General features: G+C 69.4%; 22 protein-coding genes and 2 pseudogenes. 8 read left to right on the top strand and 16 right to left on the bottom strand.

Annotated features, from left to right (window positions below):
- Nucleotides 1–5: 5 nt before the first annotated feature.
- The 11 genes from ACF1DX_RS36040 to ACF1DX_RS35990 form a co-directional block, all read right to left on the bottom strand.
- Nucleotides 6–1,463 (bottom strand): MmgE/PrpD family protein, encoded by a 1,458-nt coding sequence (locus tag ACF1DX_RS36040; protein WP_391795368.1) that lies wholly within the window; start codon nucleotides 1,461–1,463, stop codon nucleotides 6–8.
- Nucleotides 1,460–2,245, bottom strand: coding sequence for an ABC transporter permease (locus ACF1DX_RS36035; RefSeq protein ID WP_391795367.1), 786 nt, complete (start codon nucleotides 2,243–2,245; stop codon nucleotides 1,460–1,462). The genes ACF1DX_RS36040 and ACF1DX_RS36035 overlap by 4 nt, the downstream gene beginning before the upstream one ends.
- Nucleotides 2,242–3,051 (bottom strand): ABC transporter permease, encoded by an 810-nt coding sequence (locus tag ACF1DX_RS36030; RefSeq protein WP_391795366.1) that lies wholly within the window; start codon nucleotides 3,049–3,051, stop codon nucleotides 2,242–2,244. The genes ACF1DX_RS36035 and ACF1DX_RS36030 overlap by 4 nt, the downstream gene beginning before the upstream one ends.
- Entirely contained in the window at nucleotides 3,048–3,878 is an 831-nt protein-coding gene (locus ACF1DX_RS36025; RefSeq protein WP_391795365.1) for an ABC transporter ATP-binding protein, read from the bottom strand. The genes ACF1DX_RS36030 and ACF1DX_RS36025 overlap by 4 nt, the downstream gene beginning before the upstream one ends.
- A 7-nt stretch (nucleotides 3,879–3,885) precedes the next feature.
- Nucleotides 3,886–4,878 (bottom strand): ABC transporter substrate-binding protein, encoded by a 993-nt coding sequence (locus ACF1DX_RS36020; RefSeq protein WP_391795364.1) that lies wholly within the window; start codon nucleotides 4,876–4,878, stop codon nucleotides 3,886–3,888.
- Entirely contained in the window at nucleotides 4,875–5,372 is a 498-nt protein-coding gene (locus ACF1DX_RS36015) for a 3-isopropylmalate dehydratase (RefSeq protein ID WP_391795363.1), read from the bottom strand. Before ACF1DX_RS36015 ends, ACF1DX_RS36020 begins: the two co-directional genes overlap by 4 nt.
- Nucleotides 5,373–5,404: 32 nt before the next feature.
- Complete coding sequence (locus ACF1DX_RS36010; protein WP_391795362.1) at nucleotides 5,405–6,667, bottom strand: aconitase/3-isopropylmalate dehydratase large subunit family protein; 1,263 nt, start codon at nucleotides 6,665–6,667, stop codon at nucleotides 5,405–5,407.
- Entirely contained in the window at nucleotides 6,660–7,517 is an 858-nt protein-coding gene (locus ACF1DX_RS36005) for an oxaloacetate decarboxylase (RefSeq protein WP_391795361.1), read from the bottom strand. Before ACF1DX_RS36005 ends, ACF1DX_RS36010 begins: the two co-directional genes overlap by 8 nt.
- Nucleotides 7,510–8,283 (bottom strand): IclR family transcriptional regulator, encoded by a 774-nt coding sequence (locus ACF1DX_RS36000; RefSeq protein ID WP_391795360.1) that lies wholly within the window; start codon nucleotides 8,281–8,283, stop codon nucleotides 7,510–7,512. The genes ACF1DX_RS36005 and ACF1DX_RS36000 overlap by 8 nt, the downstream gene beginning before the upstream one ends.
- 459 nt (nucleotides 8,284–8,742) lie before the next feature.
- Nucleotides 8,743–9,528, bottom strand: coding sequence for an IclR family transcriptional regulator (locus tag ACF1DX_RS35995; RefSeq protein WP_391795359.1), 786 nt, complete (start codon nucleotides 9,526–9,528; stop codon nucleotides 8,743–8,745).
- Between the two features lie 233 nt (nucleotides 9,529–9,761).
- Nucleotides 9,762–10,163, bottom strand: coding sequence for a VOC family protein (locus ACF1DX_RS35990; protein ID WP_391795358.1), 402 nt, complete (start codon nucleotides 10,161–10,163; stop codon nucleotides 9,762–9,764).
- 93 nt (nucleotides 10,164–10,256) lie between these two features.
- Between ACF1DX_RS35990 and ACF1DX_RS35985 the strand changes: the two are divergent.
- Nucleotides 10,257–11,266 (top strand): annotated as a pseudogene (locus ACF1DX_RS35985) (helix-turn-helix transcriptional regulator).
- Nucleotides 11,267–11,298: 32 nt separating this feature from the next.
- Here ACF1DX_RS35985 and ACF1DX_RS35980 read toward each other — a convergent pair.
- The 3 genes from ACF1DX_RS35980 to ACF1DX_RS35970 form a co-directional block, all read right to left on the bottom strand.
- Nucleotides 11,299–11,895, bottom strand: a complete 597-nt coding sequence (locus tag ACF1DX_RS35980) for a TetR/AcrR family transcriptional regulator (protein WP_391795357.1) — start codon at nucleotides 11,893–11,895, stop codon at nucleotides 11,299–11,301.
- Between the two features lie 81 nt (nucleotides 11,896–11,976).
- Nucleotides 11,977–12,594, bottom strand: coding sequence for a TetR/AcrR family transcriptional regulator (locus ACF1DX_RS35975; RefSeq protein WP_391795356.1), 618 nt, complete (start codon nucleotides 12,592–12,594; stop codon nucleotides 11,977–11,979).
- Between the two features lie 109 nt (nucleotides 12,595–12,703).
- Complete coding sequence (locus tag ACF1DX_RS35970) at nucleotides 12,704–13,555, bottom strand: oxidoreductase (RefSeq protein ID WP_391795355.1); 852 nt, start codon at nucleotides 13,553–13,555, stop codon at nucleotides 12,704–12,706.
- A 252-nt stretch (nucleotides 13,556–13,807) separates the two neighbouring features.
- On the opposite strand from ACF1DX_RS35970, the pseudogene ACF1DX_RS35965 reads away from it, so the two are divergent.
- Nucleotides 13,808–14,005 (top strand): annotated as a pseudogene (locus tag ACF1DX_RS35965) (LysR family transcriptional regulator); the annotation flags it as partial.
- Nucleotides 14,006–14,134: 129 nt separating this feature from the next.
- Here ACF1DX_RS35965 and ACF1DX_RS35960 read toward each other — a convergent pair.
- Together ACF1DX_RS35960 and ACF1DX_RS35955 are read right to left on the bottom strand one after the other, a co-directional pair.
- Nucleotides 14,135–14,305, bottom strand: coding sequence for a CoA transferase (locus tag ACF1DX_RS35960; protein ID WP_391795354.1), 171 nt, complete (start codon nucleotides 14,303–14,305; stop codon nucleotides 14,135–14,137).
- Nucleotides 14,305–14,820, bottom strand: coding sequence for a CoA transferase (locus ACF1DX_RS35955; protein WP_391795353.1), 516 nt, complete (start codon nucleotides 14,818–14,820; stop codon nucleotides 14,305–14,307). Before ACF1DX_RS35955 ends, ACF1DX_RS35960 begins: the two co-directional genes overlap by 1 nt.
- Before the next feature lie 277 nt (nucleotides 14,821–15,097).
- Here ACF1DX_RS35955 and ACF1DX_RS35950 point away from each other — a divergent pair, with 277 nt between their 5' ends.
- The 6 genes from ACF1DX_RS35950 to ACF1DX_RS35925 all read left to right on the top strand — a co-directional run bounded on the left by ACF1DX_RS35950 (nucleotide 15,098) and on the right by ACF1DX_RS35925 (nucleotide 24,542).
- Entirely contained in the window at nucleotides 15,098–15,433 is a 336-nt protein-coding gene (locus ACF1DX_RS35950) for an Lsr2 family protein (protein WP_391795352.1), read from the top strand.
- 776 nt (nucleotides 15,434–16,209) lie between these two features.
- Nucleotides 16,210–16,989, top strand: a complete 780-nt coding sequence (locus tag ACF1DX_RS35945) for an alpha/beta fold hydrolase (protein ID WP_391795351.1) — start codon at nucleotides 16,210–16,212, stop codon at nucleotides 16,987–16,989.
- Nucleotides 16,986–18,617 carry an FAD-dependent monooxygenase gene (locus tag ACF1DX_RS35940; protein ID WP_391795350.1) on the top strand — a complete coding sequence of 544 codons (1,632 nt, stop codon included), beginning with the start codon at nucleotides 16,986–16,988 and terminating at the stop codon, nucleotides 18,615–18,617. Before ACF1DX_RS35945 ends, ACF1DX_RS35940 begins: the two co-directional genes overlap by 4 nt.
- Before the next feature lie 20 nt (nucleotides 18,618–18,637).
- Entirely contained in the window at nucleotides 18,638–20,740 is a 2,103-nt protein-coding gene (locus ACF1DX_RS35935; protein WP_391795349.1) for a hydantoinase/oxoprolinase family protein, read from the top strand.
- 11 nt (nucleotides 20,741–20,751) lie between these two features.
- Complete coding sequence (locus ACF1DX_RS35930; protein WP_391795348.1) at nucleotides 20,752–23,103, top strand: hydantoinase B/oxoprolinase family protein; 2,352 nt, start codon at nucleotides 20,752–20,754, stop codon at nucleotides 23,101–23,103.
- Entirely contained in the window at nucleotides 23,100–24,542 is a 1,443-nt protein-coding gene (locus ACF1DX_RS35925; protein ID WP_391795347.1) for an aldehyde dehydrogenase, read from the top strand. Before ACF1DX_RS35930 ends, ACF1DX_RS35925 begins: the two co-directional genes overlap by 4 nt.
- The last annotated feature ends 647 nt before the right edge of the window (nucleotides 24,543–25,189 follow it).

The following is a 25,189-nucleotide window of genomic DNA, read 5'->3' as shown; positions in this document are numbered from 1 at the left end:
TCCTCTCAGGATCGAAGGGTCACGGGTAGCGCCGGGACGCTCGCCGCGAGGTCGTCGACCAGGACGGAGGTGTCCGGCAGGGAGTCGAGACCGAGCACCATCTCCTCGATGCGCTCCCACCGCTCCGAGATGTCGATCGACGCGGCGAGGCGGCGTGCCTTCGTCACGACATCGGGGTTCGGCAGTGGCCGGGTCGGACCGCCCAGAGGACCGTCGACCTCGATCTCCACGCTGTCACCGCTGCGCAGGTCCAGTCGCATGCGGGTCCGGAAGCGGTCCCGGGGGCCGTCGAAGTCCGCGCAGTGGCGCACGTCCGTGCGGTCGAGCAGGGACCACACATCGTCGGCGGCCACCCGCTCACGCGTGAACTGCTCGGCGAGTACCTGGCCGTCCAGGAGGGCCACCGAGACGGCGTAGCCGATGTTCATCTGCGCACCGATGGTCTCCAGCGGGCGCTCGGGCTTCCACCATCCGTGGTGGTAGGCGGCATGGGACACCTCGATCGAGAGCGATGCGATGTCCTCGGGCGAGATGCCACGCGATCGAGCCCGCAGCGCGCAGTCGATCGGCGCGTGGGTGGCGGCCATCGCGGCGTACGCCTTCACACCGGTGTCCATGAGCACCCACTCCTCCCCCAGCCGGTCGGCGATGAGATCCGCGCGAGGGGCGTGACCCTCACCGAACGTGACGAGGAAACCCCCGTATTCGCGCTCGTACACGCGCTTGATCCCGGTGTAACCGGCCTCGGCGAGTGCCGCCGCGTACAGGCCGTTGCGGGAGGAGAAACCGTGGTGCATCCGTTTCGACATGGCCTCGTACTGGGCCGCCATGAGCCCGGCGGACTGCGTCGCGGCCAGGCCCAGGGCGTCCTCGACACGCGCCGCGTCGAGCCGGCGCAGCCACGCCGAGGTGGCGGCGCTCGCGTGAGTGCCGAACACCGCGCCGGAGTGCCAGCCGCGGGAGAGCATCTCGGCTCCGTGCAGCGCCAGCCCCACCCGAGGGCCGACCTCGTAACCGGCGATCAGTGCCGTGAGCAACTCCCGCCCCGTGACCGTCCGGTCAAGGGCCGTGAGCGTGCTGATGGCGCTCGGTACGACCAGGGAGTTGCTGTGCAGCGGCGCGCGCACGTGGTAATCGTCGAGTTCGAACCCTTGGATGAAGGTGCCGTTGAGCAGGCACGCCGCGGGAGCCGACGTGGTCAGGCCCCATCCCAGTACCGGCACATCTCCGTCGCCCTCCAGGGCGAGGACGGCGCCGACGGCCCGCTCCGACCACGGCAGGCGGGCGCCGACCAGCGCGCACACGAGCCCGTCGAGCAGAAGGTGCCGCGCCCGCTCACGCACGCCCTCCGGTATGTGGTCGTGCTGGAGGCCGGCGACCCATGTCGCCAGCCGGCCGGTCACGCCCTCGGGGTCGGTCGGGCCGGTGGTCGTGTGCGGGGCACCGGTGGACCGGGTGGTCATGCGCGCACCTCGTAGCGGTTGCGGATGCGGGTGGCCAGGTGCTGCAGGGCGAGTGTGGGCACGAGCGCGAGGGCCCCGATGAGGATGACCTGACCGATGATGTTCTCGACCCGCGCCAGCGACAGGTTGCGCAGCAACTCGTAGCCCAGTCCCGAGGATCCGGCGAACATCTCGGCCAGCACCAGGCCGATCAGCGTGAGACCGAAGCAGAGGCACATGCCCGACGCGAGGGACGGCAGGACGCTCGGCACGACGATCCGCCGCAGCAGGGACAGGCGTGACATGCCGAGGCCGGCTGCCATCTTCAGATGCAGACGGCTCACCCCGGCGGTGGCCTCCACCATGATCAGGAACATCGGGAGCACGCCGGAGGCGAACGCGAACGCTCCTCTGCTGAGGTCTCCGACCCCCAGGAAAAGCAGGAAGATCGGATACAGGACGATCTTCGGGACGCTGTTGAGGGCGTACACCAGCGGAAGGGCCGCCCTGGACCAGAAGGCACTGAGCCCCAGCAGCATGCCGGTGACCGAACCCACGACGATCACCGCGGCGTACGACATCAGGAGCACGCGCGCGCTGTCGGAGACGCTGGTCATGAACCGGGGATTGCCGATGTCCGACCACAGGCTGTCCAGCGCTTGGCCCGGTCCCGGGTAGACGGCGCTGTCGGCCAGCGCCGCCGTCACCGTCCACACCACCACCATCGCCACGGCGAACAGCAGCGGAGGAACCCATGCCGTAGCGTGTGTGCGTCGGCTCGCCGACGTGGCAACCGTACTCATCGCCGCCTCCAATCGAACGCGCGCAGCGCGGCGCCGAGCGCGAGGTTCGCCAGCAGGGCGAAGGCGCTGACGAAGACGATGCCGGCGTACATGTCGACCGTGTTGAAGTTGTTGTAGGCGCGGTTGACCACTTGGCCGAGCCCCGTGGTCGCGAGGATGAACTCCGTCGCCAGCACGGCGATGATCGCGTAGGCGAGGCCGAGCTTGAGGCCGACGAGGATGTCCGGCAGGGCCGAGGGCATCAGGATCTTGCGCAGTTGCTGGGTCCGCGACATCTCGAGTGAGCGGGCCAGCTTGGTGACGATGGGTGGTGTCGACTCGAACCCGACCAGCGCGTGCGAGATGACGATCACGACGCTGAACAGGGTGGACAGCAGGATGATCGGCACGACGCCCGTACCGAACATCACGACCATCACCGGGTACAGCGCGAAGATCGGGAGGGCGTAGAAGACGTCGGCATACGGCTTCACCGCTCGGTGCGCCCAGCGCCAGCGCGCCATCGCGTAGGCGACCGCGACGCCGAGGACGGCCGAAGCGGCGAAGCTCACGAGGATGAGCAGGACGCTGCGCAGCAGCGCGTCGACCACGAAGCCGGGGTCTCCGAGCATCTCGACCGCGCGGGTGGCCATTTCGCTGACCGGGATGAGGTCGAGCCGCGAGACCGCGCCGGAGCGCGCGTACCACTCGATGGCGACGACGGCTGCGGCGACGAGGACGAGCGTCCATGCCGAGGACGGCAGCCCGGCCAGCCGTCGCGGTGTCGGCCGGACGTAGGAGGGAACGACGGAGGAACGTGCTTTCATCGCTTGCTCCTCGTTCCCACCATCGCCACCTCGGCCTCGTTGCGGATCTGCGCCCAGATCCGCTCCTGCGCGGCCGTGGCCGACGGCTCCGACAGGGCGGCGTGGTCGCGCGGTCGCGGCAGGTCGATGGGGACCTCGTCGATGAACGTGCCCGGGCGGCGGCCCATCACGAGCACCCGGTCCGACAGCAGCACCGCCTCCTGGATGCTGTGGGTGATGAACAGGACGCCGCAGCCGATCGACTCGACGACCCGCAGGAGTTCCTCGGCCATCAGCATGCGGGTCTGTTCGTCGAGCGCCCCGAACGGCTCGTCGGCGAGGATGAGGTCCGGGTCGGTCGACATCGCTCGCGCCATGGCGACGCGCTGCCGCATGCCGCCGGACAGCTGTGCCGGGTAGTGGTTCTCGAAGCCGCCCAGGCCGACCATCTCGACGAGTTCCCGGGCGCGTTCCCGCCGTTCCTTGCGGCCGACGCCACGCACTTCGAGAGCGAAGGCCACATTGTCGACGACCGTGCGCCACGGCAGTGTCGCGGACTCCTGGAAGACGATCGCGGTACGCCGCCGGGGTCCGTCCAACGGAGCGCCGTCCACCTCGACGGAGCCGCGCGCCGGATCCTGCAGGGCGCCGATGATTTCGAGCAGGGTCGACTTGCCGCACCCACTGGGTCCGACGATCGACACGAACTCACCGCGCTCGATCGTGAGGTCCACGGGGCCGAGCGCGTGGACCGGACCGAAGTGCTGCTCGACACCTCGGACCCGCACGATGGGGCTCGCCGGGGCGGCGGACACGGTGTCGTACTGTGCTTTGGGCTGAGCGTTCATCATCGACTCACTCACATTCGGCCGGCAGCTTGCTGGGGACGTCCTTGGGCAGGTACTCGGTCCGGAACAGGTCGCAGTACTCCAGCTTCTTGGCGTCCGTGGCGATGCGCTGGGCCTCCACGGCCTGCTCGATGGCCTCGGCGTCGTAACCGGCGCCCCAGTTGTCGTACTTGATCGCCTTGTCGACGAGGGACTTCGCGGACTCGGTGTCGATGTCCACGTGGTCGGCGTAGAGCTTGGCGGCCCTGTCCGGGTTCTTGCGGATGTAGCGGACCGACTCCGCGTAGCCCTCGACAACGGCCTTGACCGTGTCGGGGTTGCGCTCGGCGTACTCCGGAGACGTGGTGATCACGCTCTGCTGGAACTTCTTCAGGTAGTCCGCGCTGGAGACGACCATGCGGAACTTGTCGGTCTTCGCCACGACCGACGGTGGGACGACGGCGACGTCGACGCCGCCCGCCTCCAGCAGGGCGACGCCCTCACCCACACCGCCCGAGGAGGTCCGTTCGATCTCCTGGGTCGTCCCCGCCACCTCGGGCAGCATGAACGACAGGGCCTGGGTCACCGAGTGCGGGTTCGTGTAGGCCCACTTGCGGATGTCCTTGATGTCCCACACCCGCTCGTTGCTGTCGAGGGCGTAGAAGTCGAGACCGTAGACACTCTGCGTCGCGCCGCTCACGATGGTCAGTGGCGTGCCCGCCCCACGGGATTCCAGCACCGAGTTGAAGCCGACGTCCGCGATGGGGAGGTCACCGCTGAGCATGTTGCGGATGGTCGTGCCGCCGCCCTTGCTCGGAACGATGTCGCCGATGGTCACACCGCGCTTCTCGAAGAAGCCCTGGTCCTTCCCGACCAGCCAGGGGACGGAATACGGCTCGGTGGCGTTGCTGACCGCGATGTCGAAGGAGGTCGCTGACGCCTCGTCACCGCCGCCTCCGCAGGCGCTGAGTACCAGGGCCGCGGCACTCGTGCCGACCGCCAGTGCGTACTTGGTCCTCATGTTCTTCCTCCTGCGGTCGCGTCATTGCGATCCAGGAAGCCCTCGGCTTCCAGACGCTTGATCAGCCCGCCACCCGCGATGAGTTCGACGACGAATGCGGGCAAGGGCTCGATGCGGTGCTCGGTCCCGCGCGTCTCGTTGCGCAGCAGCCCGTCCACGGCGTCGATCCGAAGGACGTCACCCTCGCCGAACAGCGTGCGCGCGTCCGGCACGGTGAGCGCAGGGAGGCCGTAGTTCAGAGCGTTGCGGTGGAACAAGGAGTTGTACTGCTCCGCCACGAGGCACGAGATGCCCAGGTGGACGAAGAGCTCGGCGCACGGGCGACTCGACCCGAGGCCGAAGTTCTTCCCCGCGACCACGATGTCGCCCGGCTCGACGAGGGCCGGCCAGCCGGGCCGGGTGGCGTTGAACATGGCCTGCGCCGCCTCGGGGACGGGCAGCTTCATCGCGAAGTTGGGATACATGTCATCGGTGTTGACCTCGTCGCCGAACACCCAGGCGCGTCCTCGTACCGACAGGGGTGAGGTCATGCCGCCACCTCCGCGAGCTGGTCCGGCCCGGCGATGTAACCGGTCAGGGCCGACGCCGCGACGGTCGCGGGTGAGGCCATGTACACCTGCGCCTCCGTACTGCCCATACGACCGCGGAAGTTGCGTGTGCTGGAGGTGACGCAGACCTCGCCGGGGGCGAGGACGCCCATGTGGTAGCCGAAGCACGCTCCGCACGTGGAGTTCGTGACCACGGCGCCCGCCTCCACGAGAGTGGCGACATAGCCGCGCCTCACCGCCTCCAGGTACACCTGCTGGGAGGCCGGGGTGACGATCAGCCGTACGCCCGGGGCGACTTTGCGTCCCTCGACGATGCGTGCGGCGACCTCCAGGTCCGCGAGCTGCCCGTTGGCGCAGGAGCCGATGAACGCCTGGTCGATACGCGTCCGGTCCAGTCCTCCGAGCGGCACCGCGTTGTTGATGACGGTGCCCGGCAACGCCACCATCGGTTCGATCGTCCCGAGGTCGATGGTCCGCACGTCGGCGTAGACCGCGTCGGGGTCGGGGTTGGCCGGGGTGTAGGACCTCCCTGGGGCCGCCTGCGCCAGGAACTCCTCGGTGACGGCGTCGAAGGGGAACAACGTGAAGTCGGCGCCTATCTCGGCTCCCTGGGTCGCTACGGTCCGGCGGTCCGACAGGGGCAGGGACGCGAGACCGGGGCCGCCGAATTCGAGCGCGTGATCGGTGGCGTCGCCGTACCGGCCCGAGATCGCCAGGAAGATGTCCTTGCCGTTGATGTGCGCCGGCTTGGTCCCGGTGAGCTGGTAGCGGATCGTGGGCGGCACGCGGTACCAGGTGCGGCCGGTGCAGAGCATCTGGAGGATCTCGAGCGGGCCGAGCCCTCGCGCGGCCGAGTTCAGCGCGCCGCCGGCACAGGTGTGGGAATCGGTGCAGCACACGACGGTGCCCGGGAGCACCAGCCCCTGCTCGGCGACGACCTGGTGGACGATGCCGTGCCGCCCCACGTCGTAGAACCGGTCGATGCCGTGCTTGGCGACGAAGGCGCGGGCCTTCGTGCCGTGGCCGGCGTCGCGGGGCGTGGGCGCGGGCACCGCGTGATCCAGGACCACCGCGATCCTGTCCGGGTCGTGGACCGCGCGGACGTCCGCGAGACGGTCCTGGGCGAACTGCACGTCGATGACCACGGTCATGTCGACGTCGCACGTGACGGTCTGTCCCGGTCGGACGTCGTCGCTGCCCGACGCGCGGGCCAGGATCCGCTCGATGATGGTGTCAGGCACCAGCCGGCTCCTTAGGTGCGCGCAGGGCGGTCCATTCGTCGAGACCGACGGCCTCGAACAGGGTGCGGGGCGGGGTGACGGGGCCGGAGGTGAGGCTGCCGGCGGCGATGTCGGTCAGGGCCCGGCTCATGGCGTCGAACGCGGCGCCGATGGTCGCGCCGGGCAGGATGGCACCGGCGTAGCCGAACCGCTGGAGCTGCTCGTGTGACACCTCGGGCGACTTGCCGCCGGGCACGACGTTGAAGATGACCGGCACGCCGACCGCGGACGGGATCGCCGCGATCTGTTCGAGGGTCTGCGGCGCCTCGACGAAGAGCACGTCGGCACCGGCCGCGGCGTACCGCTGCGCCCGGCTGATCGCGGCATCGAAACCCTCGACCGCGATAGCGTCGGTGCGCGCCACGATCAGCGTCCCCCGGCGCCGCGCGGCGACTGCCGCCCCGATCTTGAGCACGAATTCGTCGGCGCTGATCAGGGCCTTGTCATCGAGGTGCCCGCACCGCTTGGGGAACACCTGGTCCTCGAGTTGCACGGCCGCCGCGCCGGCGTCCTCGTAGGTCCGCACCGTACGGAAGGTGTTGGTCTCGTCGCCGAACCCGGTGTCCGCGTCGGCGATGAGCGGAACGTCCAGCCGGCGCCGGACGACGGAGATCGCACGGGCGATCTCGGTGACGGTGGTCAGCCCGATGTCGGGCAGCCCTTCGCCGGCGGAGACGGCCGCGCCGGAGAGGTAGGCCGCCTCGACACCGGCCCGCGAGGCGATCGCGGCCGACAGGCCGTCGTACACACCGGGGGCGACGAGAAGCCGCTCTCGCCGCAAGAGGTCGGACAGCACCCGCGCGTCAGACATCGGCGGGCTCCTCGGCCTCGGCCGGGACGTGCCCCATCCGGACGGCGATGGCTCGCGCTGTGGCGGCCACGACGGGGCCGATCCGCTCGGCCTCCGCACGATCGAGACGTACCGACGGTCCACCGATCGCCAGGGCGGCTTCCGGCACGGTACCGAAACCCGGCACGGGGGCGGCGACGGAGTTGAGGCCGACTTCCCGCTCGCCTTCGGTGTAGGCCCAGCCCCTTTCGCGTACCTCTCGCAGCCTCCGCTCGAGTTCCGTCCGGGCGGCGGCTGTCGTATGGCGGCCCGGTGCTGCCTCCACCGCGGCGCTGAGGGCGTCCTCGTCGAAGGCCATGAAGCACTTCCCGGCCGCGCCCGCGTCGAGCGGCAGCACCTGACCGACATAGCCCCGGTAGATCACCGAGTGCTGCGACAACGCCGACTCCACGAGCACACGCGTGGCGCCCTGACGCACGTAGAGGCCGGCGCTCTCCCCCGTCACGTCCCGCAGCTGTTCGACGAACGGTCGCGCGACGCCGAGCAGACTCGACCCGGAGCGCGCCGGTGCGCTCCAGACCAGGACCCGCAGTCCGACGCGGTACGAGTCTCCTTCCCGGACCAGGAGGCCCTCCTGCAGCAGGGTGGAGACGATACGCGCGACGGTGGTCGCCGGCAGTCCCGTGCGGCTGCGGATGTCGGCCATCCCCAGCCGGGGATCAGCCTCGGTGAAGCAATCCAAGACCTCGCATGCGCGTCCGAGCACGCGCACTCCAGGCTCTGCCATCGACCCCTCCAGAAACCGTTGTGCGGTTTATGAAACCGTAGAGCGGTTTGACAGTAGGCAGGCACCTCAGCCGCGTCAAGGATCCCGACACGGGCAATTTGGACTGTGATAAGTCTGCTTTGCAAGATTTGTTCACGATTGAAGACGCCAGTCCGGACGAGGCCGACAGAGGCGTCGCCCGGACATTCCCGCTGTGCCGGAGCAGGCAGTCGCCCGCCGAGGCGCGGGTCACCGGGTCTCGAAGATCTACGGCGTGGAGGCAGGGAAGGGCGAGGGTGCTGTCCCGTAACGGTCAGCCGGAGGAGTGCTCGCAGTCGCGAGGAGCCCGGGAGCAGGAGGGGAGAGAGGAAGCGGCAGGGACCGACAACGGCGTCACGGGCACGCGCACCGGTCCCCTGCTCGGCGTGGTCCGGGCCGGCCTGGCACAGGACTGCGGCGCCCGTGCCGCCGGTGAGCCGTTCAGACGGTTGCGGAGCCCGGGACCGCCGACGGCCCGGCGCCGTCGTGGCCGAGGCGACGGGACAGCGCGTGGGCCGATGCGGCGATCATTGGACCGAACTTCTCGGCTGCCGCCCGGTCGAGGCGGAACGAGGGGCCGCCGACCGCGATGGCCGCCGCGACGGAGCCACTCGCGTCGAACACGGGCGCGGCCAGCGAGTTGAGACCGGCCTCGCGCTCCTCCTCGGTCAGCAGCCAGCCGTTCTCCCGCACGAACTCCAATTGCCGATCCAGCGCGGCCCGCGACTCCCCCGGCACCTGGTCGGCGGTCTCCACGAGAACCGCGTTGAGCACGCGCTCGTCGTGGGCCATGATCACCTTGCCGGCCGCGCCGAGGTGCATGGGCATGAGCTGGCCGACGTCGCTGCGGTAGATCACCGACCGGGAGCTGAGTTTGACGATGACCGCCACCCGCGTGGTGCCGCGCCGGATGTAGACCCCGGCCGTCTCACCGATCACGTCCCGTAGATGAGCGGCCACAGGATCGGCGGCGACCAGGAGGTCGGAGCCGGCCGAGGCAGCCGACGCCCAGCCGAGCACGCGCAGACCCACGCAGTACTCGTCGCCGGTCTTCTGCAGTACGTCGCTGGCGACGAGGGTGCGGACCAGGCGGGCGACCGTCGAGTTGGGCATGCCCGTCATGCGCCGGAGGTCGCTCAGTGACAGCCGCGTGTGTTCCGGGGTGAAGCAGTCGAGGACACGGACCGCCTTCTCCATGACGAGGATCGAGGGCTGACCGTCAGACATCCTTCTGCTCCCCATGTCCTGGCCGCGAGCGTCTGCGCGTGACGCCCGTTCGAAGCCGTTCCCACTGCTCTACACGCGTCACGTGCCGCATCGACGCAGTGCGCACGGCACCCGACCACGATGTGGCAACACCTGTCACGACACGGTAAAGGTAGAGGTCGGTTCTCCCCGGAGTCAAACGGCGTGCGCCCGATACACGAGTAGGTCAGCGGGATCTCGGCCGGGGCGCGGCCTCAGCGCCCGGCAAGCCTTTCGACGGCCGCCGGGGTGACGGGCTGGAAGAAGTTGACCAGGTTGCCGTCAGGGTCACGGAAGAGCAGGGAACGGTTGCCCCAGGGCATCGTGGCCGGCCCGTTCACCCAGTCGGTGATGGAGTCGGCCAGCTCCTGGTGCACGCGGTCCACGTCGTCCACCAGGAACTCGATGATCACACTGTCGTTGGCCGCCGGGCGTGCGGAGCCCGGGGCGAACAAGGGGACGGTGCGTTCACTGGCGATGGCGAGGGTCGCGTGCGGTGTGACGATCTCCGCGAAATCATCGTTGGCCCAGGTCGCCGCCACCCCCGTCACCCGTTCGTAGAACGCGACGAGGCGTGCGACATCACCGGTGATGATGCGGGTCGAGACGAAGTCCATGGAACTCTCCTGTTCGTGCTGCGAGACGTACGAGGCGCACACTAGGAGAAATAGAGGACAGTTCCGGTCCGGTACGGCGCTCAGGCTGCGGTCATGTCCCGACCCACCGGCCGCGTGCTGGCCCTGCTGGAACTGCTCCAAGCGGACGGCACCCGGACAGTGACCGAACTCGCCGACCGGCTGGGCGTGGAAGGGCGCACCGTGCGGCGCTACGTACGGCGTCTGCTCGACCTCGGCGTGCCCGTGGAGTCGGTCCGGGGTCGCTACGGCGGCTACCGGCTCTCGCCCAGGTACCGCCCGCCCATCCTCATGTTCAACGACGACGAGGCGCTGGCCGTGCTGTTCGGGCCGATCACCGGCCGCCGGACAGGACTGACCCAGGCACAGCGCACCGCCGGCGAAACGGCGGCGGCCAAGATCCGTCGGGTGCTGCCCAGGGATCTCGCCGACAGATTCGAAGCGCTGCTGAGATCCGTGGCCTACACGGACCGGCCCGGCACGCTCACTGCGCCCGACACAGCGGTCCCGCTGACCCTCGCCGACGCGGTACGCCACCACCGGCCGGTCTCGATCCGCCGCACCGACCGCGAGGGTCGGCGCAGTGAGCGCGTCCCGCACTCCTTCGGCATCGTCGCCCATGCCGACCACCGGTACGTCACGGGTGAGGACGTCGGGATCGGTCAGGACCGTACCTTCCGGCTCGACCGCATCCTCGACGCGTCGACCGCATCCTCGACGCGCGGACGCTCCCCGGATCGTCCGAAGCGCCCGAGGGCCACGATCCGGCCCGGCGCATGCTGGCGCGATTCGCCACGGCCGAGTACCGGCACGAGGTGACCCTGCGGATCCGCGGGACGGTGCAGCAGATCCGCGGCTGCCTTCCCGTCGGCGCGCCGATCCTGGAGGAACACGGGGCGGAGGCGGATACCGAAGGGACGGCCGAGCGATGGCTGCGCGTCGAACTCCGGGCAAACCGGCTCGATTGGCTGCCCGCCCAACTCGCCGTCCTGGACCGGCCGTTCGTCATCGAACGGCCCGATGAACTGCGTGACCTCGTCAGCGCGCTCGCCGCCCGCCTCAGCACCGGTGCCCGGCGAACGTGATGGGCACCTTGCCGTCCGTCATCGCGGGCGGTTCAGCCCGCGATCACCCTGCGCCAGATCTCCGAGACGGTCGTGCCGGCCCGGCCCAGATCCCCGTCCGGAGCGCAGGCAGCGCGGTAGAAGGTGCGTTCCGTCATCCAGCACAGGGCGGCCGCCAGCGCGGAGGCGCCGTCCGGTCCGTCGTCGTCCGGGATCCCGGCGTTTGTCAGTACCTGAGTCATGGTGACGGCGAACCGTTCGACGGTCCCGCGCCATGCCGCTCCGATGACCGGGTGCAGCGCCGAGTAGTCCACGGCGGCACGCATGACCGTACTGTGGGCCCGCCACACCTCCTCGGTCGCGCGGACGGCCCGCTCCATAGCCTCCACGGGCGGGGCGGAGTCATCCCGGGCCGTGGCCTCGGCGTGCGCCCGGATGGTGCGCATGGTCCGTTCGACGAGGGCTGCCAGGACCTCGTGCTTGCTGCCGAAGTAGAAATACAGGGAGCCGCGGGAGATCCCGGCCTTCTGGGCGATCGCCTCGACGGTCAGGTTCTCCAGGCTCGTCTGCTCGAGCAGTTCCTCCGCGGCGTCCAGAAGAGCCTGCTCACGCAGGTCTCCCTTACTGGGGGCGTCCCTGCGCCTTCCCACGGTCATCTCCCCTGTTCGGCTCTTCGCAGCACCTTACTGGCCCGCGGGGCGGGCACGGCCGAGCCGGTGGCCGTGCCCGGATCACACGAGACGCGCGGTACGCAGCCAGATCTCCAGACAGGTGGCGGACGCCCGCTCGAGTTCATCGTCACCGGCCTGGGAGGCATGGTAGAACGTCCGCTCGATCATCCAGCACAGGGCTCTGGCGAGAGATCCGGCAGCGTGCGGACCTTCCCCTTCCGGTGCACCCGCGCGGTGCAGGATGCGCGTGATCGCCTCGATGAACACTTCGGCGGTGCGACTCCAGAGCAGCCCGACCTCCAGCACGGTCCGGTTGAGGTCGGTGGCGGCCCGCATGACCACGCCGTGTTCCTGCCACAGGGCCCGGGTGCGTGCCATGACGGTCTCGATGGCCTCGCGCGGCTCGGCGCGATCGTGTGCGGCGTCCCGTGACTTCTGCTGCAACGCGACCACGGTGCGGGCGACGAGCCCGGCCACCACGTCCTGCTTGGAGCGGAAGTAGAAGTAGAGCGAGCCGCGGGAGATCCCGGCTCCCTCCGCGATGTCGGCGACCGTCATCGCCTCGAAGCCGACCTCGCCCAGGAGTGCCTCCGCCGTGTCGAGGACGGCCTGTTCCCGGACGTCACCCTTGCGCGGCGTGTCCGGCCGTCGCCGTCCCTGAGCGGGCCGCGCCGCCATGTTCACTCCTTCCCCACGGCATGCCTTGCTGGGACCGCGGAGCGGCGGTCCGGCTCGGGCGGACCGGTGCTTCCGTCCGCTCGAGCCGACCGGGTGTCCGCTCGGCGACTCAGTTGTTCGCGATCTGGGCTCCGTCGGGGAAGTCCGTGGTCCGCGACAGTTCCTCCCAGGTGCGGATGTCCTCGTCCACCGCGTCGCGGCCCTGCCGGACGAGGCGCAGGGCGTCGGAGCCCAGCACCAGGTGGCCGGGGGGCTCGGGCGCGTCGAGGATGTGGAGCAGTGCTTCTGCGGCCTTCTGCGGATTGCCCAGCTGATTGCCGCTCGCCTTGAGACGCGCCTCGCGGATCGGTTCGAAGATCTCGTCGTAGTCCCGGATCGATCGTTCCGCCCGGGTCATCGACCGGCCCGCCCAGTCGGTCCGGAAGGAGCCGGGCTCGATGGCCGTGACGTGGATGCCGAAGGCCGCCACCTCCTTGCGGATGCTGTCGAGCATGCCCTCCAGCGCGAACTTGCTGCCGCAGTAGGCGGACATGCCGGGCACGGCCATGAGACCGCCCATCGAGGTCACTGCCATCAGGTGTCCGGAGCGCCGAGGGCGCATGTGGCGCAGAGCGGCCTGCAGCGTGGCAGCGGCGCCGAACACGTTCGTCTCGAACTGGGCCCGCACCGCCGCCAGAGGAGTCTCTTCGAAGACACCCTCCAAGCCGTAGCCGGCGTTGGCGATGACCACGTCCAGCGGGCCGACGGTCGACTCGATGTCGTCGATCACGGCGAAGACGGCCTCGTCGTCCGTGACGTCGAGGAGGCGCGCGTGCGCCCGGCCCGGTGCGAGTGCCTCGAAGGCGGCGGTGTCGTCCTGCCTGCGGACGGTGCCCACGACGGTGTGTCCCGCTTCCAGGGCTCCTGCGGCGAACGCCCGGCCGAGGCCACTGCTCACACCGGTGATCAAAAAGGTCTTCATGACCGGTCACATCCTTTCCTCTCGGCGGTGCACCGCCATGGCGGTTCATGTCCAGACGCAATCTACACGACGTCGACTTTTTTCAACACTGTGCTGATTTTCAAGCGGCGGTCGGCGGGAGGTCATGTCGGGTGGCGCGCCTGCCCGTCGTGGCGGAAGGGGGTGTGGACGGGGCGTCGGCCGTCTGGCACCCCTCGGGAACAGCTCGTCCCGGAGGGGTCCGCCGCGCGAAGAACGTCCTGGCATGCGGGCATGTCCACGCCTCGACCGCCTCAGCTGCCTCCGCTGAATCCCACTCGGGTCTTCGAGGCCACGGGGCGGCTCCCGAATGCGACGAAGGCGGCGGAAGAGCTGTGTGTGACGCCGGCAGCCGTCAGCCGCCAGGTCCGTGCGCTCGAGCACTTCCTGGGTGTCAGGCTGTTCAACCGCGTCCACGGGCGTCTGGAACCGACTCCTGCCGGGTCCCGCTTGATCCGGTCGCCGGCCACCTTCGCCGTCCGGTGGCTGATCCCGCGCCCGGCGGGCTTCCATCGGGACAACCCCGCCGTCGAGGTGCGGCTGACGGCGTCAGCGGCGCCACTACAGCTCGCACAGGGCCGGCCAGCGTTTGTAGTCGTAGGCGGCGACCATGATCCAGCCGTCCTTGGTGGGGAAGGCCTCGTTCGGTGCCGCGTAGGGGGCCGCGCTTCCGATCTTCTCGGCGTTGGTGCCGTTCGCGAAGCAGGAGGCGTACCCGATCTGCTGCAGCATCAGCGTCGCGTTGAAAAGGCTGACGTCCAGGTGCTGCCCCCTCTGCCGTCGCGTGCCTGGTGCAGCGTGCTGAGCAGGGAGATCGTCGCCAGGTACCCGGTGACCATGTCCGCGGCGGGGATCTGTACTTTGCTGGGACCCGAGGCCGGCTCCCCCAAGCTGCTCATGAGGCCGGATACGGCCTGCATGACGCCGTCCACACCGGGGCGGTCCCTGAGGCTGCCCGACTGACCGAATGCGGAAATGGAGCAGTGGACGACATCCGGATTGTCGTGGCGTACGGTCTCGTAATCGAGATGGAGTTTGCGCATCACACCCGGCCGGAAGCTCTCCACGCCCACGTCGGCCCGTCGGATCACCCTCCGGACCGCCCTGACTCCCTCGTCGCTTTTCAGATCCACGGCAAGGCTTCTCTTGTTACGGTTCACACCGAGGGCTATGACGCTCTCGCCGCTGACCCAGGGCGGCCCGATACGGCGTCCCGTCTCTCCCTGCGGTGGCTCGATCTTCACCACCTCATCAATGACGCTAATCCTTCTCTCCGATGTCCGGCGGATTAAGCGGGCACCCAACCACTGGAAATCTACTTTTTCTGCACGTTTGTTTACCTCAGGTCAAAAGGCGAGGTGCCCAGGGCTTCGCAGGCGCCTCGCAGGCGGTGGTACCCGGTGGACCGGGCGAGGGGCGCATGCTCTGCGCCGGCCCCGCTTCCAGACAGCTCACTCCCACGCACCGGCCGGTGTTCGAAAACGTTGAGGGTGACCCGTCCCAGAATTGAGATAGCCTCATTACATGGCTCAGAAAATCGTGACTGTCTACACCGATGACCTCACCGGTGCGGAATCCGACGAGGTCGCTACGCACACTTTTTCCCTGAACGGTGTGCACTACGAAATCGACCTCACACCGGAGAACTATGACAAATTGGACGCCGCGCTCCGGCCATTCATCGAGAACGGCCGAAAGCTGGGCCGGACGAAGGGGACCTCACGGATTCGCAACAAGGGCGCAGCACAGGGCCCCAGTGCCGAAGAGGTGCGGGCGTGGGCACGCGGGAACGGCTTCGCGGTGAATGCCCGGGGGCGTGTCCCCAAAGAGGTCCTCGACGCGTTCGACGCCGCGCATTGACCGACGCTCCGCCACTCACGGCACGCCCTGGGAGTCGGCCGGACGGACCGGATGGCGGGCTGAGCGAACGGCGGGGGCGTCTACGTTCGTCTCCGCCCGCACCCCTGGTGCGGGACCTCGAAGCGCCGCCGCACCCTGAACACACCCGCATCGGATGACGGTCGCCGGAACGGCGAGACGCCCCCGGCCGGACGTCACACCCATCCGGCGCCCCGGCCGCCGGGCCGGCATCGGACTGCGCCCATCGGTCCCGATCACCGCCGATGGCCCCGGTCCACCCGCAGTCATGTCGTGACTGTAGCCAACGCGTTTCCCAAGTCGTAGAGTGAACGCTACATACACGCCGCACGCGCAGGCTGTACAAGGCACATCCACAGCACAGACGCGGCACATACCCAGTACCTGGAACGCCTCGCACGGCACGCCTTGCAGCGCCGGCTCAGCTTCCCCGGGGCCCGACCGACCGTCGCAATGAAGCGAGGTTTCCGTTGAACATCGAATTCGTGATCGAGAAGAACCTTCGCAACGGCCTTGATGCGACGGACTCAGAGGTCATTCCGACCGGACCGGGCATGGGTCTCGTCAGGACGACGCCGGGATGCCGCGTGCCCCGAGCAGGCCGGGCCGCTTAGAAGCGACCGCCGCTGCACGCAGAACTGACGCATCCGATGGCGCTGCCGGTGCGTTCCTGACCTGATCGCAGTGGTCCCTATCGACGACATCCTGGCTGCCGGGAACAGCGACCCCGGCATACGATCCACCAAAGGAGACTGCAAGTGCCGGCTGCATCCGACGACGTCGCCGCAACGGACGGGCGTCCCGTTCTCCTTCTGCTCCATGGAGGCGGGCCGGGCGTCGACGCCGAGAGCAATTGGGCGAGCGTGCGCTCCCGCCTCTCGGCCGGGTTCCGCTGCCTGGCCCCGGATCTCCTTGGATTCGGCACGCAGATCGCCGGGTCGGCCGGGATCGAGGGTCCGCGAGCCTGGGCGCGGGCACGAGCGCGGCAAGTCCTGGACCTGCTCGACCGCGAGGGCCTGGAACGCGTGCACCTCGTCGGCAACTCAGCCGCCGGCGGGGCCGCGGCGCTCGCCCTGTTGTCCATGGCACCTGACCGGATCGAGCGCGCCGTCGTCATGGGCGGAGCGGGAACCGGGCCACTCCCCCCAGCCGTTCCCTTCTACGACGATCCGACCAGAGAATCCATGCGGGCCACCCTCGGCCGCCTGGTCGCCGACGGAGGCGTCCACGGCGACCTCCTCGACGAACTCGCCGAGCTCCGGCTGCGGCAAGCTCTGCGCCCCGGAGCGGAGCAGGCGTTCCGGTCGATGTTCGCTGACGTGGACGGCCCCCCTCCCATCGATCTCACACGCATCACCACTCCGGTTCTCGCCCTGCACGGCGAGTGCGACCGCGTCTCACCGGTGGAGGTCTCCGAGCGCCTCGTCGACTCCCTGCCGGACGCCCGTCTGAAGGTGGTGGCGGGGACCGGGCACTGGATCCACGTCGACCGGCCGGACGAATTCTGCAGCCTCGTAGGAGAGTTCCTGATCTCATGACGAAGTCGATCAGCAGCAGAGCGGACCACGTCGAAGTCCTGATCGTCGGCGCCGGTCCCGCCGGCCTGACCCTCGCCATCGACCTGGCCCGCCGCGGCGTGGCCTGTCACGTCGTGGAGGCCACGGAGGAACGGGGCATCAATCCCCGGTGCAACACCACCTCCGCGCGCTCGATGGAGATCTTCCGCCGGCTCGGAGTCGCGGACGACATCCGGCGGGCCGGGCTGCCCCAGGACTACCCCACCTCGATCCATTACCGCACGACGCTGACGGGGGCGGAGATCTTCCGCATCGACCTGCCCTCGGCCGGCGATGTGCTGGCCGGGGTGGGCAAGCAGGACTGGCCCACCCCGGAGCCGCAGCACCGCGTTTCACAGCTCTTCCTCGAGCCGATCCTGGAAGGGCACGCGAGCAAGCTGCCCGGACTGACCCTTGAGCGCGGCACCCGGCTGGTCGAGTTCCACCAGCACGACGATCACGTCGAGGCGGTCGTGGAGAAGGCCGGGGTGCGCCGCACCGTGCGCTGCGCGTACCTGGTCGGCTGCGACGGCGCTCACAGCACGGTCCGCCGCCGGCTGGGCATCCGTTATGAGGGTGTCGAGGCGATCCGGAAGTTCGTGTCGACCTTCCTCCGCTCACCCGAACTCGGACGGCTCGCGACACGGGACAAGGCCTGGACGTACTGGACCTATGGCCGCCGGATCGCTTCACTGATCGCCATCGACGGTGACGCGTTGTGGCTCCACCACGTCGCCTTCTCCCCCGACCACGACACCGAGGCCGAGGACCCCGAGAAGCTGCTGCGCGAAGCGGTGGGCGAGTCCGTGGCGCACGAAGTGCTCGGCGTGGTGCGCTGGACCGGGCGGCGGCTGGTCGCCCAGCGGTATCGCAGCGGACGGGTCTTCCTGGCCGGGGATGCCGCACACATCTGGATCCCCGTGGGGGGCTTTGGCATGAACGCCGGCATCCAGGACGCGGCGACACTCGGCTGGATGCTCGCGGCGGTCCACCACGGCTGGGCATCACCCGCGGTGCTGGACGCGTACGAGCTGGAACGCAAGCCGGTGGGTGAACAGTTCGCCGGTGCGGTGGGGGCGGCGGCGAACAAGGCGTTCGCGGGGTTCTCGCCCGACATCCACCTGCCCGGTGAGGACGGTGAGCGGGCACGCTCGGAGTTCGCCGAGCGGCTCGCTGCCTCGGAGCCCCAGCGGTACTCGCCCGACGGGTTCAGCTTCGGCTACCACTACGCGACATCACCGCTCGTGGTCGGTGGCGAGGAGCAGGACGCGATCACCATGGGCGCCTACCTGCAACGGGCGAAGCCGGGCTTCCGGCTGCCGCACGTATGGCTCGACCACGACCGGTCCGTGCTCGACACGGTCGGGCCCGGCTTCACCCTCCTGCGGACGGACCCGGGTGTCGATGTGGCGTCCTGGACCGGCGCGGCTCGCGACCTCGGGATCCCTTTGAGCGTGGTCGACCTGCCCACGCGGTGGCCCGACCGCTATCCGGCCGAGCTGCTGCTCGTGCGTCCGGACCAGCACGTCGCCTGGATGGGCGGAGCGGGCGCTCGTGCCGACGAGCTCCTGCAGACAGTGACCGGGCGGGTCGCCGCCCACCAGCGGTAGAGATCACCAGGAAGGGCAACATGTCATACGCACTGGGCATCGACGTGGGCGGCACGTTCACCGACGCTGTCGCCTCCGACGGCGCCGGCCGGATCGTCTCGGCCAAGACGCCGACGACCCCGCCGCACCGCGAGGTCGGCGTCATGCGCGCGGTCGAGGACATCGCGGGCGAGCTGGGCATCGGCGTCGGTGAACTGCTGTCGCAGACCGACTACATCGCCCACGGCACGACCGCCTCGATCAACGCCCTCGTCCAGGGGCAAGTGGCCGATGTGGGGCTCATCGCCACCAAGGGCCACCGGGACGCCATCTACATCATGAACGCCGAGGGCCGCACCCTCGGCCGCTCGGCCCACGAGATCCAGGACACGCTCCGGCAGCGCAAGCCGGCGCCGCTGATCCCCAAGTACCGGGCGCTCGAAGTCACCGAGCGGCTCGACCACACGGGCAAGGTGCTGGTCCCCCTCGACGAGGACGAGGTCCGCGGCGTCGCCCGGTCGCTCGTGGACCAGGGTGTCGAGGCGATCGCGGTCTGTCTGCTGTGGTCGTTCAAGAACGGGGCCCACGAGCAACGCGTCCGCGAACTGATCCACGAGATCGCCCCGGACATGTACGTCACCCTCTCCAGTGAGGTCAGTCCGCGCATCCGCGAGTTCTCCCGGACCTCGACGACCATCATGAACGCCCAGGTGGGGCCGCGTCTGCGTACGTACCTCCTCCCCCTGCAGAAGCAGCTGGAGGAAGGTGGCCTGAAGGGCCCGCTGCTGGTCATGCAGAGCGAGGGCGGCACCATCACGGCCGACCGGGCTCCGGAACACGCCATCACCACGGTCGGTTCCGTCCTGTCCGGCGGCGTGATCGGCGGCATGCGACTGGCCGAGCAGCTGGGACACCGCAACGTCATCACCACCGATGTCGGTGGCACGACCTTCCTGGCGGGGCTGATCGTGGACGGTGAGCCGGTCATGGCGCCGGGCTCGATCGTGAACCAGTTCCCGATCAACGCGGCCACCATCCGCGTGCACACCATCGGCTCCGGCGGCGGGGCCCTCGCCTCGGTGGACGACGGCGGGAACCTGCGCCTGGGCCCGCAGAGCGCCGAGGCCGTCCCCGGCCCGGCCTGCTACGGCAACGGAGGCACGCGCCCCACCAACACCGATGCGAACCTGGTCCTCGGCATCCTCAGCCCTCACGGGCTGCTCGGCGGCAGGAAGCCGCTCCAGATGGACTTGGCGCGGCAGGCGATTCGCGAACATGTCGCCGAGCCGCTCGGCCTCACCGTCGAAGAGGCGGCGATCGCCATTCACGAGGTGCAGAACGCCCAGGCGGGCGACCTGCTGCGCCGGGCCGTGGTGCAAGCCGGTTACGACCCTCGCGACTTCGTCGCCTACGCCTTCGGCGGGGCCGGCCCCGCGCACTGCGCCGGTTACTGCCACGATCTGGGAGTGAGCGAGGTCGTCGTCCCCCTCGGGCCCGTCGCCTCCGCCTTCTCCGCCTACGGACTCGCCGCCTCGGACATCATCATGAGTGCCGAGCTCTCCGACCCGTCGTCCTTCCCGGTCGACCACTCGGTGCTCGAATCGCACTACGCCCGTCTGGAAGCCGATCTGCAGCGCGCGCTGGACCGGCAGAAGGTGAAGTTCCAGGACGTGACGCTGCAGCGGGAGATCGACCTGCGCTACTCGATGCAGGTCACCGAGCTCTCAACACCCGTCCCGGACACGGAGTTCACCGAGCGGACCAGCGCCGAAATCCTGCAGCGCTTCGAGGAGCAGTACGAGCGCATCAACGGCAGCGGCGCCGGTTACCGCGAGGCAGGCGTCCAGGCGATCACCTACCGCGTGCGGGCCAAGGCAAGCCTCGGCTTCCCGGTCACGCTGCCCGTCGCTCCCGAGGCCGACGGCCCCGATCCCGCGGAGGCCCTGATCGACGAGCGCCACGTCTGCCTCGATTCGCAGATCGGCTACGTACCCACTCCCGTCTACGACTACGCCCGGCTGAAGGCAGGCCATGAGCTGGTCGGTCCGGCGATCGTCGACGTCCCGACCACGGTGGTGGTGGTTCCCGCCGGGGTCACCGGCCGCGTCGACCATCTCGGCAACCTCGTGCTGCGCTACCAGTGAGGACAGCTTCCATGACATCCAAGATCCCCGGGGCGGACGAGTTCACCAGCCGCCCCCTGCCACGCGCGGAACTGCTGCGGCAGATCTCGCCCGACCTGCCGCTGCACCAGATCGACGAGGAGACAGCCGGGCAGGTCGACGCCCTGACGTACGAGGTGGTGCGGCACCGGCTGTGGGCCATCACCCAGGAGATGGGCGAGACGCTGCGGCGGATGTCGGGCTCGCACGTCGTCACGGAGTCCAACGACTTCAACTTCTCCATCTGCGACGAACTCGGCGAGCAGGTCCAGGTCGGCGCCTACAACGTCGGCCTGATCGGCTCGATGGACCTGGCCATCGTGTGGACGCTGCGCAACCGCAGTGACAACCCGGGCATCGAAGAGGGCGACATGTTCCTCTGCAACGACCCGTGGATCGGTGGCGGACTGCACCAGAACGACGCCGCGATCCTGGCCCCGATCTTCCACGACGGAAAGCTGTTCGGCTGGACCACGGCCATCGCCCACCAGGTCGACCTCGGCGGTCCGCGGCCCGGCTCGTTCAGCCCTTCGGCCCAGGACGTGTTCGGCGAAGCCGTCCCCACTCCCCCGCTCAAGGTCGTCCGGGGCGGGGTGCTGCAGCGCGACGTCGCCGACGCGTGGGTCCGCAGGTCACGCCTCCCCCACCTGGTGGGTCTCGATCTCCGCGCCAAGATCGCCGCCAACAAGAACGCCGCCGAGCAGATCCTGCGGCTCATCACCAAGTACGGCGCCGACACGGTCAAGGCCGTGATGCGCCGGATGATGGACGACGCGGAGCGCCGGCTGCGGGCCAAGCTCGCCACCCTGCCGGACGGGACGTGGAGCGCCGTCGGTTACCAGGAGCAGTCGCAGACCGGCGACCGCGGCATGCACGCCATCAAGGTGACGATGACCAAGGAGGCCGACCGGCTGGTCTTCGACTTCCGGGGAACAGCGGAACAGACCGGCATCATCAACTGCCCCTACCCGGGCCTGCGGGCCGGCATCGTCTTCACGATGCTGCCCCTGCTGGCCGGGAACATCCCGTGGGCGGCGGGTGGTTTGATGCGCTGCTTCGAGATCATCACCGAAGAGAACACGATCACCAACGCGTCGTTCCCCGCGGCCGTGGGCAAGGGCCCCTTCGGACCGGCGTGGGGATCGGGCAACCTCGTCGCCGAGGTCATCGCCAAGATGCTGGACGCCGAGCCCGACCACCGCACCGATGTCCAGTCGATCTGCAACGGCACCACCGACCTGTGCGTGGTTTCCGGCGTCGACGTCCGCGGCGGCGGACGCAAGGGCTTCGTGTCCCCCATCTTCGACGTCATGGCCGGCGGCTACGGAGCACAGGTGCACCACGACGGCGTCGACACCGGCGGCCGGCTCATCATTCCTTCGGCCCGGGCCCCTGACGTGGAGATGACCGAGTACCTCTACCCCCTCGTCGCCCTGTGGCGGCGTGAGCAGACCGACTCCGGCGGTCCGGGCCGGCAGCGCGGCGGGATGAGCGGCTCCGTCTGCTATGTGCAACACCCGGACCAGACCGGGTCGATGTCGCTGGTCGTCTCGGGCACCGGCAAGGTCGCGAACCAGAACGTCGGACTGGCCGGGGGCTACCCCGGCAACTCCCAGCTCGACCTGGTGGTGCGCGGCATCCAGCTTCCCCAGCTCGTCCAGGCGACCACCATCCCCGGTGACCTCGACGAACTCGGCGGTGACATCGAGGTGCTGCCGTGCGAAGGCGAGTCCACACTCGGCGCGGGTGACGCGCTGTACCTGCACTGGCAGGCCGGCGGCGGATACGGCGACCCGCTGCTGCGCCCGGCCGAGGCCGTGCGCGAGGACGTACTGCAGGTGCGGGTGTCACGGGACGCCGCCCGGGACGTCTACGGCGTCGTACTCCACGAGGACGGAGAAGTGGACGCGACCGCGACGGACGAGGTGCGCGAGAAGCTACGGCACCGCCGCGCCTCCGGCGCCGGTCTGTCCGACGCCCGGATCGCACCGATGGGCACGCACGACCTGAGCGGAGCGCGCCGACTCGACGACAACCTCGCCGTCCTGGAATCGCCCGAGGGCGGGACGGTGGTGTGCGTGCAGTGCAGCACCGAGATCGGGCCGCTGGCCGAAGGCGCGTTCGTCGAGGCGCTGGCCCGCCGCGAGGCGGCACCGACCGAGGCGGGCCCGCACATCTGGCACGACCCGTCGGAATACGTCGACGCGGAAGTCGTCTTCCGGCAGTTGTTCTGTCCGGGCTGTCTGACGGCCGTCCACTCCCGCGTCGTGCCCGTCGACCATCCGCTCCCCGCTGACCACTACAAAGGCTGGGCGGGAAACCGCTCGCCGGAGGACACAGCATGAACCCGCACCACGATTCGCTGTTCATCGGGGGACGTTGGGTCTCCCCCGCGTCCGACGAACGGATCACGGTCCTCAACGCCAGCACCGAGGACGTGCTCGGCAGCGTCCCGCACGGCAGCGAGAAGGACATGGACGCGGCGGTCGCCGCCGCCCGAGCCGCTTTCGACGACCCGGACGGATGGTCCGCCTGGGAGCCGGCACGGCGGGCGGACGCCCTCTACCGTCTCGCCGACGCCCTCGAACGACGGGTCAAGGACATCACGCACATCGTCAGTGCCCAGAACGGCATGACGATCGGGCTCTCCGAACAGGTCGAAGGCGCTCTTCCGGGCATCCTGCTGCGCTACTACGCCGACCTGATCCGCGACGACCCGGGCGAGACCGTGCGCGACGGCATGCTCGGCGCGCCCGTCCACGTCCGCCGGGAGCCTCTCGGCGTGGTGGCGGCGATCGTGCCCTGGAACGCGCCTCAGTTGCTGTCCGCGACGAAGTACGCGCCCGGCCTGGCCGCGGGGTGCACGTTCGTGCTGAAGCCGTCGCCGGAGACCGTGCTCGACGCGGTTCTCTTCGCGGAGGCGGTCGAGGAGGCGGGACTGCCTCCCGGTGTCATCAACGTCGTTCCGGCGGGCCGTGAGGTGGGCGCTTACCTTGTCACGCACTCCGGTGTCGACAAGGTGGCCTTCACCGGTTCCACCACGGCCGGCCGGCAGATCGCCACGGCCTGCGGCACCCTGCTGCGCCCGGTCACGCTGGAACTCGGAGGCAAGTCGGCGGCCGTCATCCTCGACGACGTCGACCTCTCAGCGGCGATGTCCGACCCGTTCGTCCAGGCGACGCTGTTGGCGAACGGCCAGGCATGCTTCGCCAGCACCCGCATCCTCGCCCCGCGAAGCCGGTACGACGAGGTGGTGGACGCGGTGGCGTCCTTGGTCGGCGGCCTGACCGTCGGGGACCCCCTGGATCCCAAGACACAGGTCGGGCCGATGGCGAGCGCACGTCAGCGGGAGCGGGTCGAGGGCTACATCAAGACGGGTAAGGCGGAAGGCGCCCGTCTGGTCGTGGGCGGCTCCCGCCCCGCGGATCTCGACAAGGGGTACTACGTCGCGCCGACCGTCTTCGCCGACGTCGACAACGACCAAGTCATCGCCCGGGAGGAGATCTTCGGGCCGGTTCTGTCCGTCATCCCCTACACCGACGAGGACGATGCCGTGCGCATCGCCAACGACTCGGAGTACGGCCTCGGCGGCACCGTGTGGACGAACGACGACGAGCGCGCCCTGCGGATCGCCCGTCGCATGCACACCGGGACGGTGGGACTGAACCACTACACGGTCGACCCTGCGGCCCCCTTCGGCGGGGTGAAGGCCAGTGGACTGGGGCGGGAGTTCGGTCCGGAAGCGTTGCTCAACTATCAGCAGGTGAAGTCGATCTACCGGTAACCGGCCACGTCGGCACGGTCCCGCCCTGCCGACTGCGACCACCGGAGCCCTCGGCCGCCGCGTGACGGCGTGTGCCGACCGAGGGCTCTTCGGCGTCTCCCGACGAGCTCACCGCCTTCCGTAGCGCCATCGAATGAGATAGAACGTTCGATCTTGAAAACGTGTCAGGCGGTCGCCATTCCCAATTGAGGCAGAACGTTCGGTACGAGGCGCTTATCCCCCGGAACGCGCTGCCCCGCATCGCCCGGTCCGGAGAGGATCACCGTGACCATAGTCGAGTCACCCGCCGTCACTGAAAACGCGTCGGCCCTGCGGCACCTGTACTTCGTGAGATGCACGTTCGCCCTCGTCAGGGCCGCCCTGCTGTTCGCCACCAGGTCCTATCTCGGGTTGCTCGCGATCGGCCTGCTCGTCCTCCACCCCTTGTTCGACCTGGGTGCGGCAGTGGCCGATGATCTTCAGCGGTGGTCTGTCCGTACTCGCCGGGGTGTCGTTCCTCCCGCAGGCAGGCAGCCACAACGGACCCGGACCTGACCAACGTCGCCGGATACGCGGTACTCGGCGGACTCTTCTTCCTCATCTCGTGCCTGCGGCTCGACTCTGCCGTCAAGGCGGACTGACCTGGAGGACTCCCTACGGCTCCCCCG

Origin of the sequence: Streptomyces sp. NPDC014676 (genome assembly GCF_043084105.1) — a bacterium.
Classification (GTDB): Bacteria; Actinomycetota; Actinomycetes; order Streptomycetales; family Streptomycetaceae; genus Streptomyces.
The sequence above is the reverse complement of the archived record's forward strand: the minus strand, read 5'-3'. Positions and strand labels throughout refer to the sequence as shown.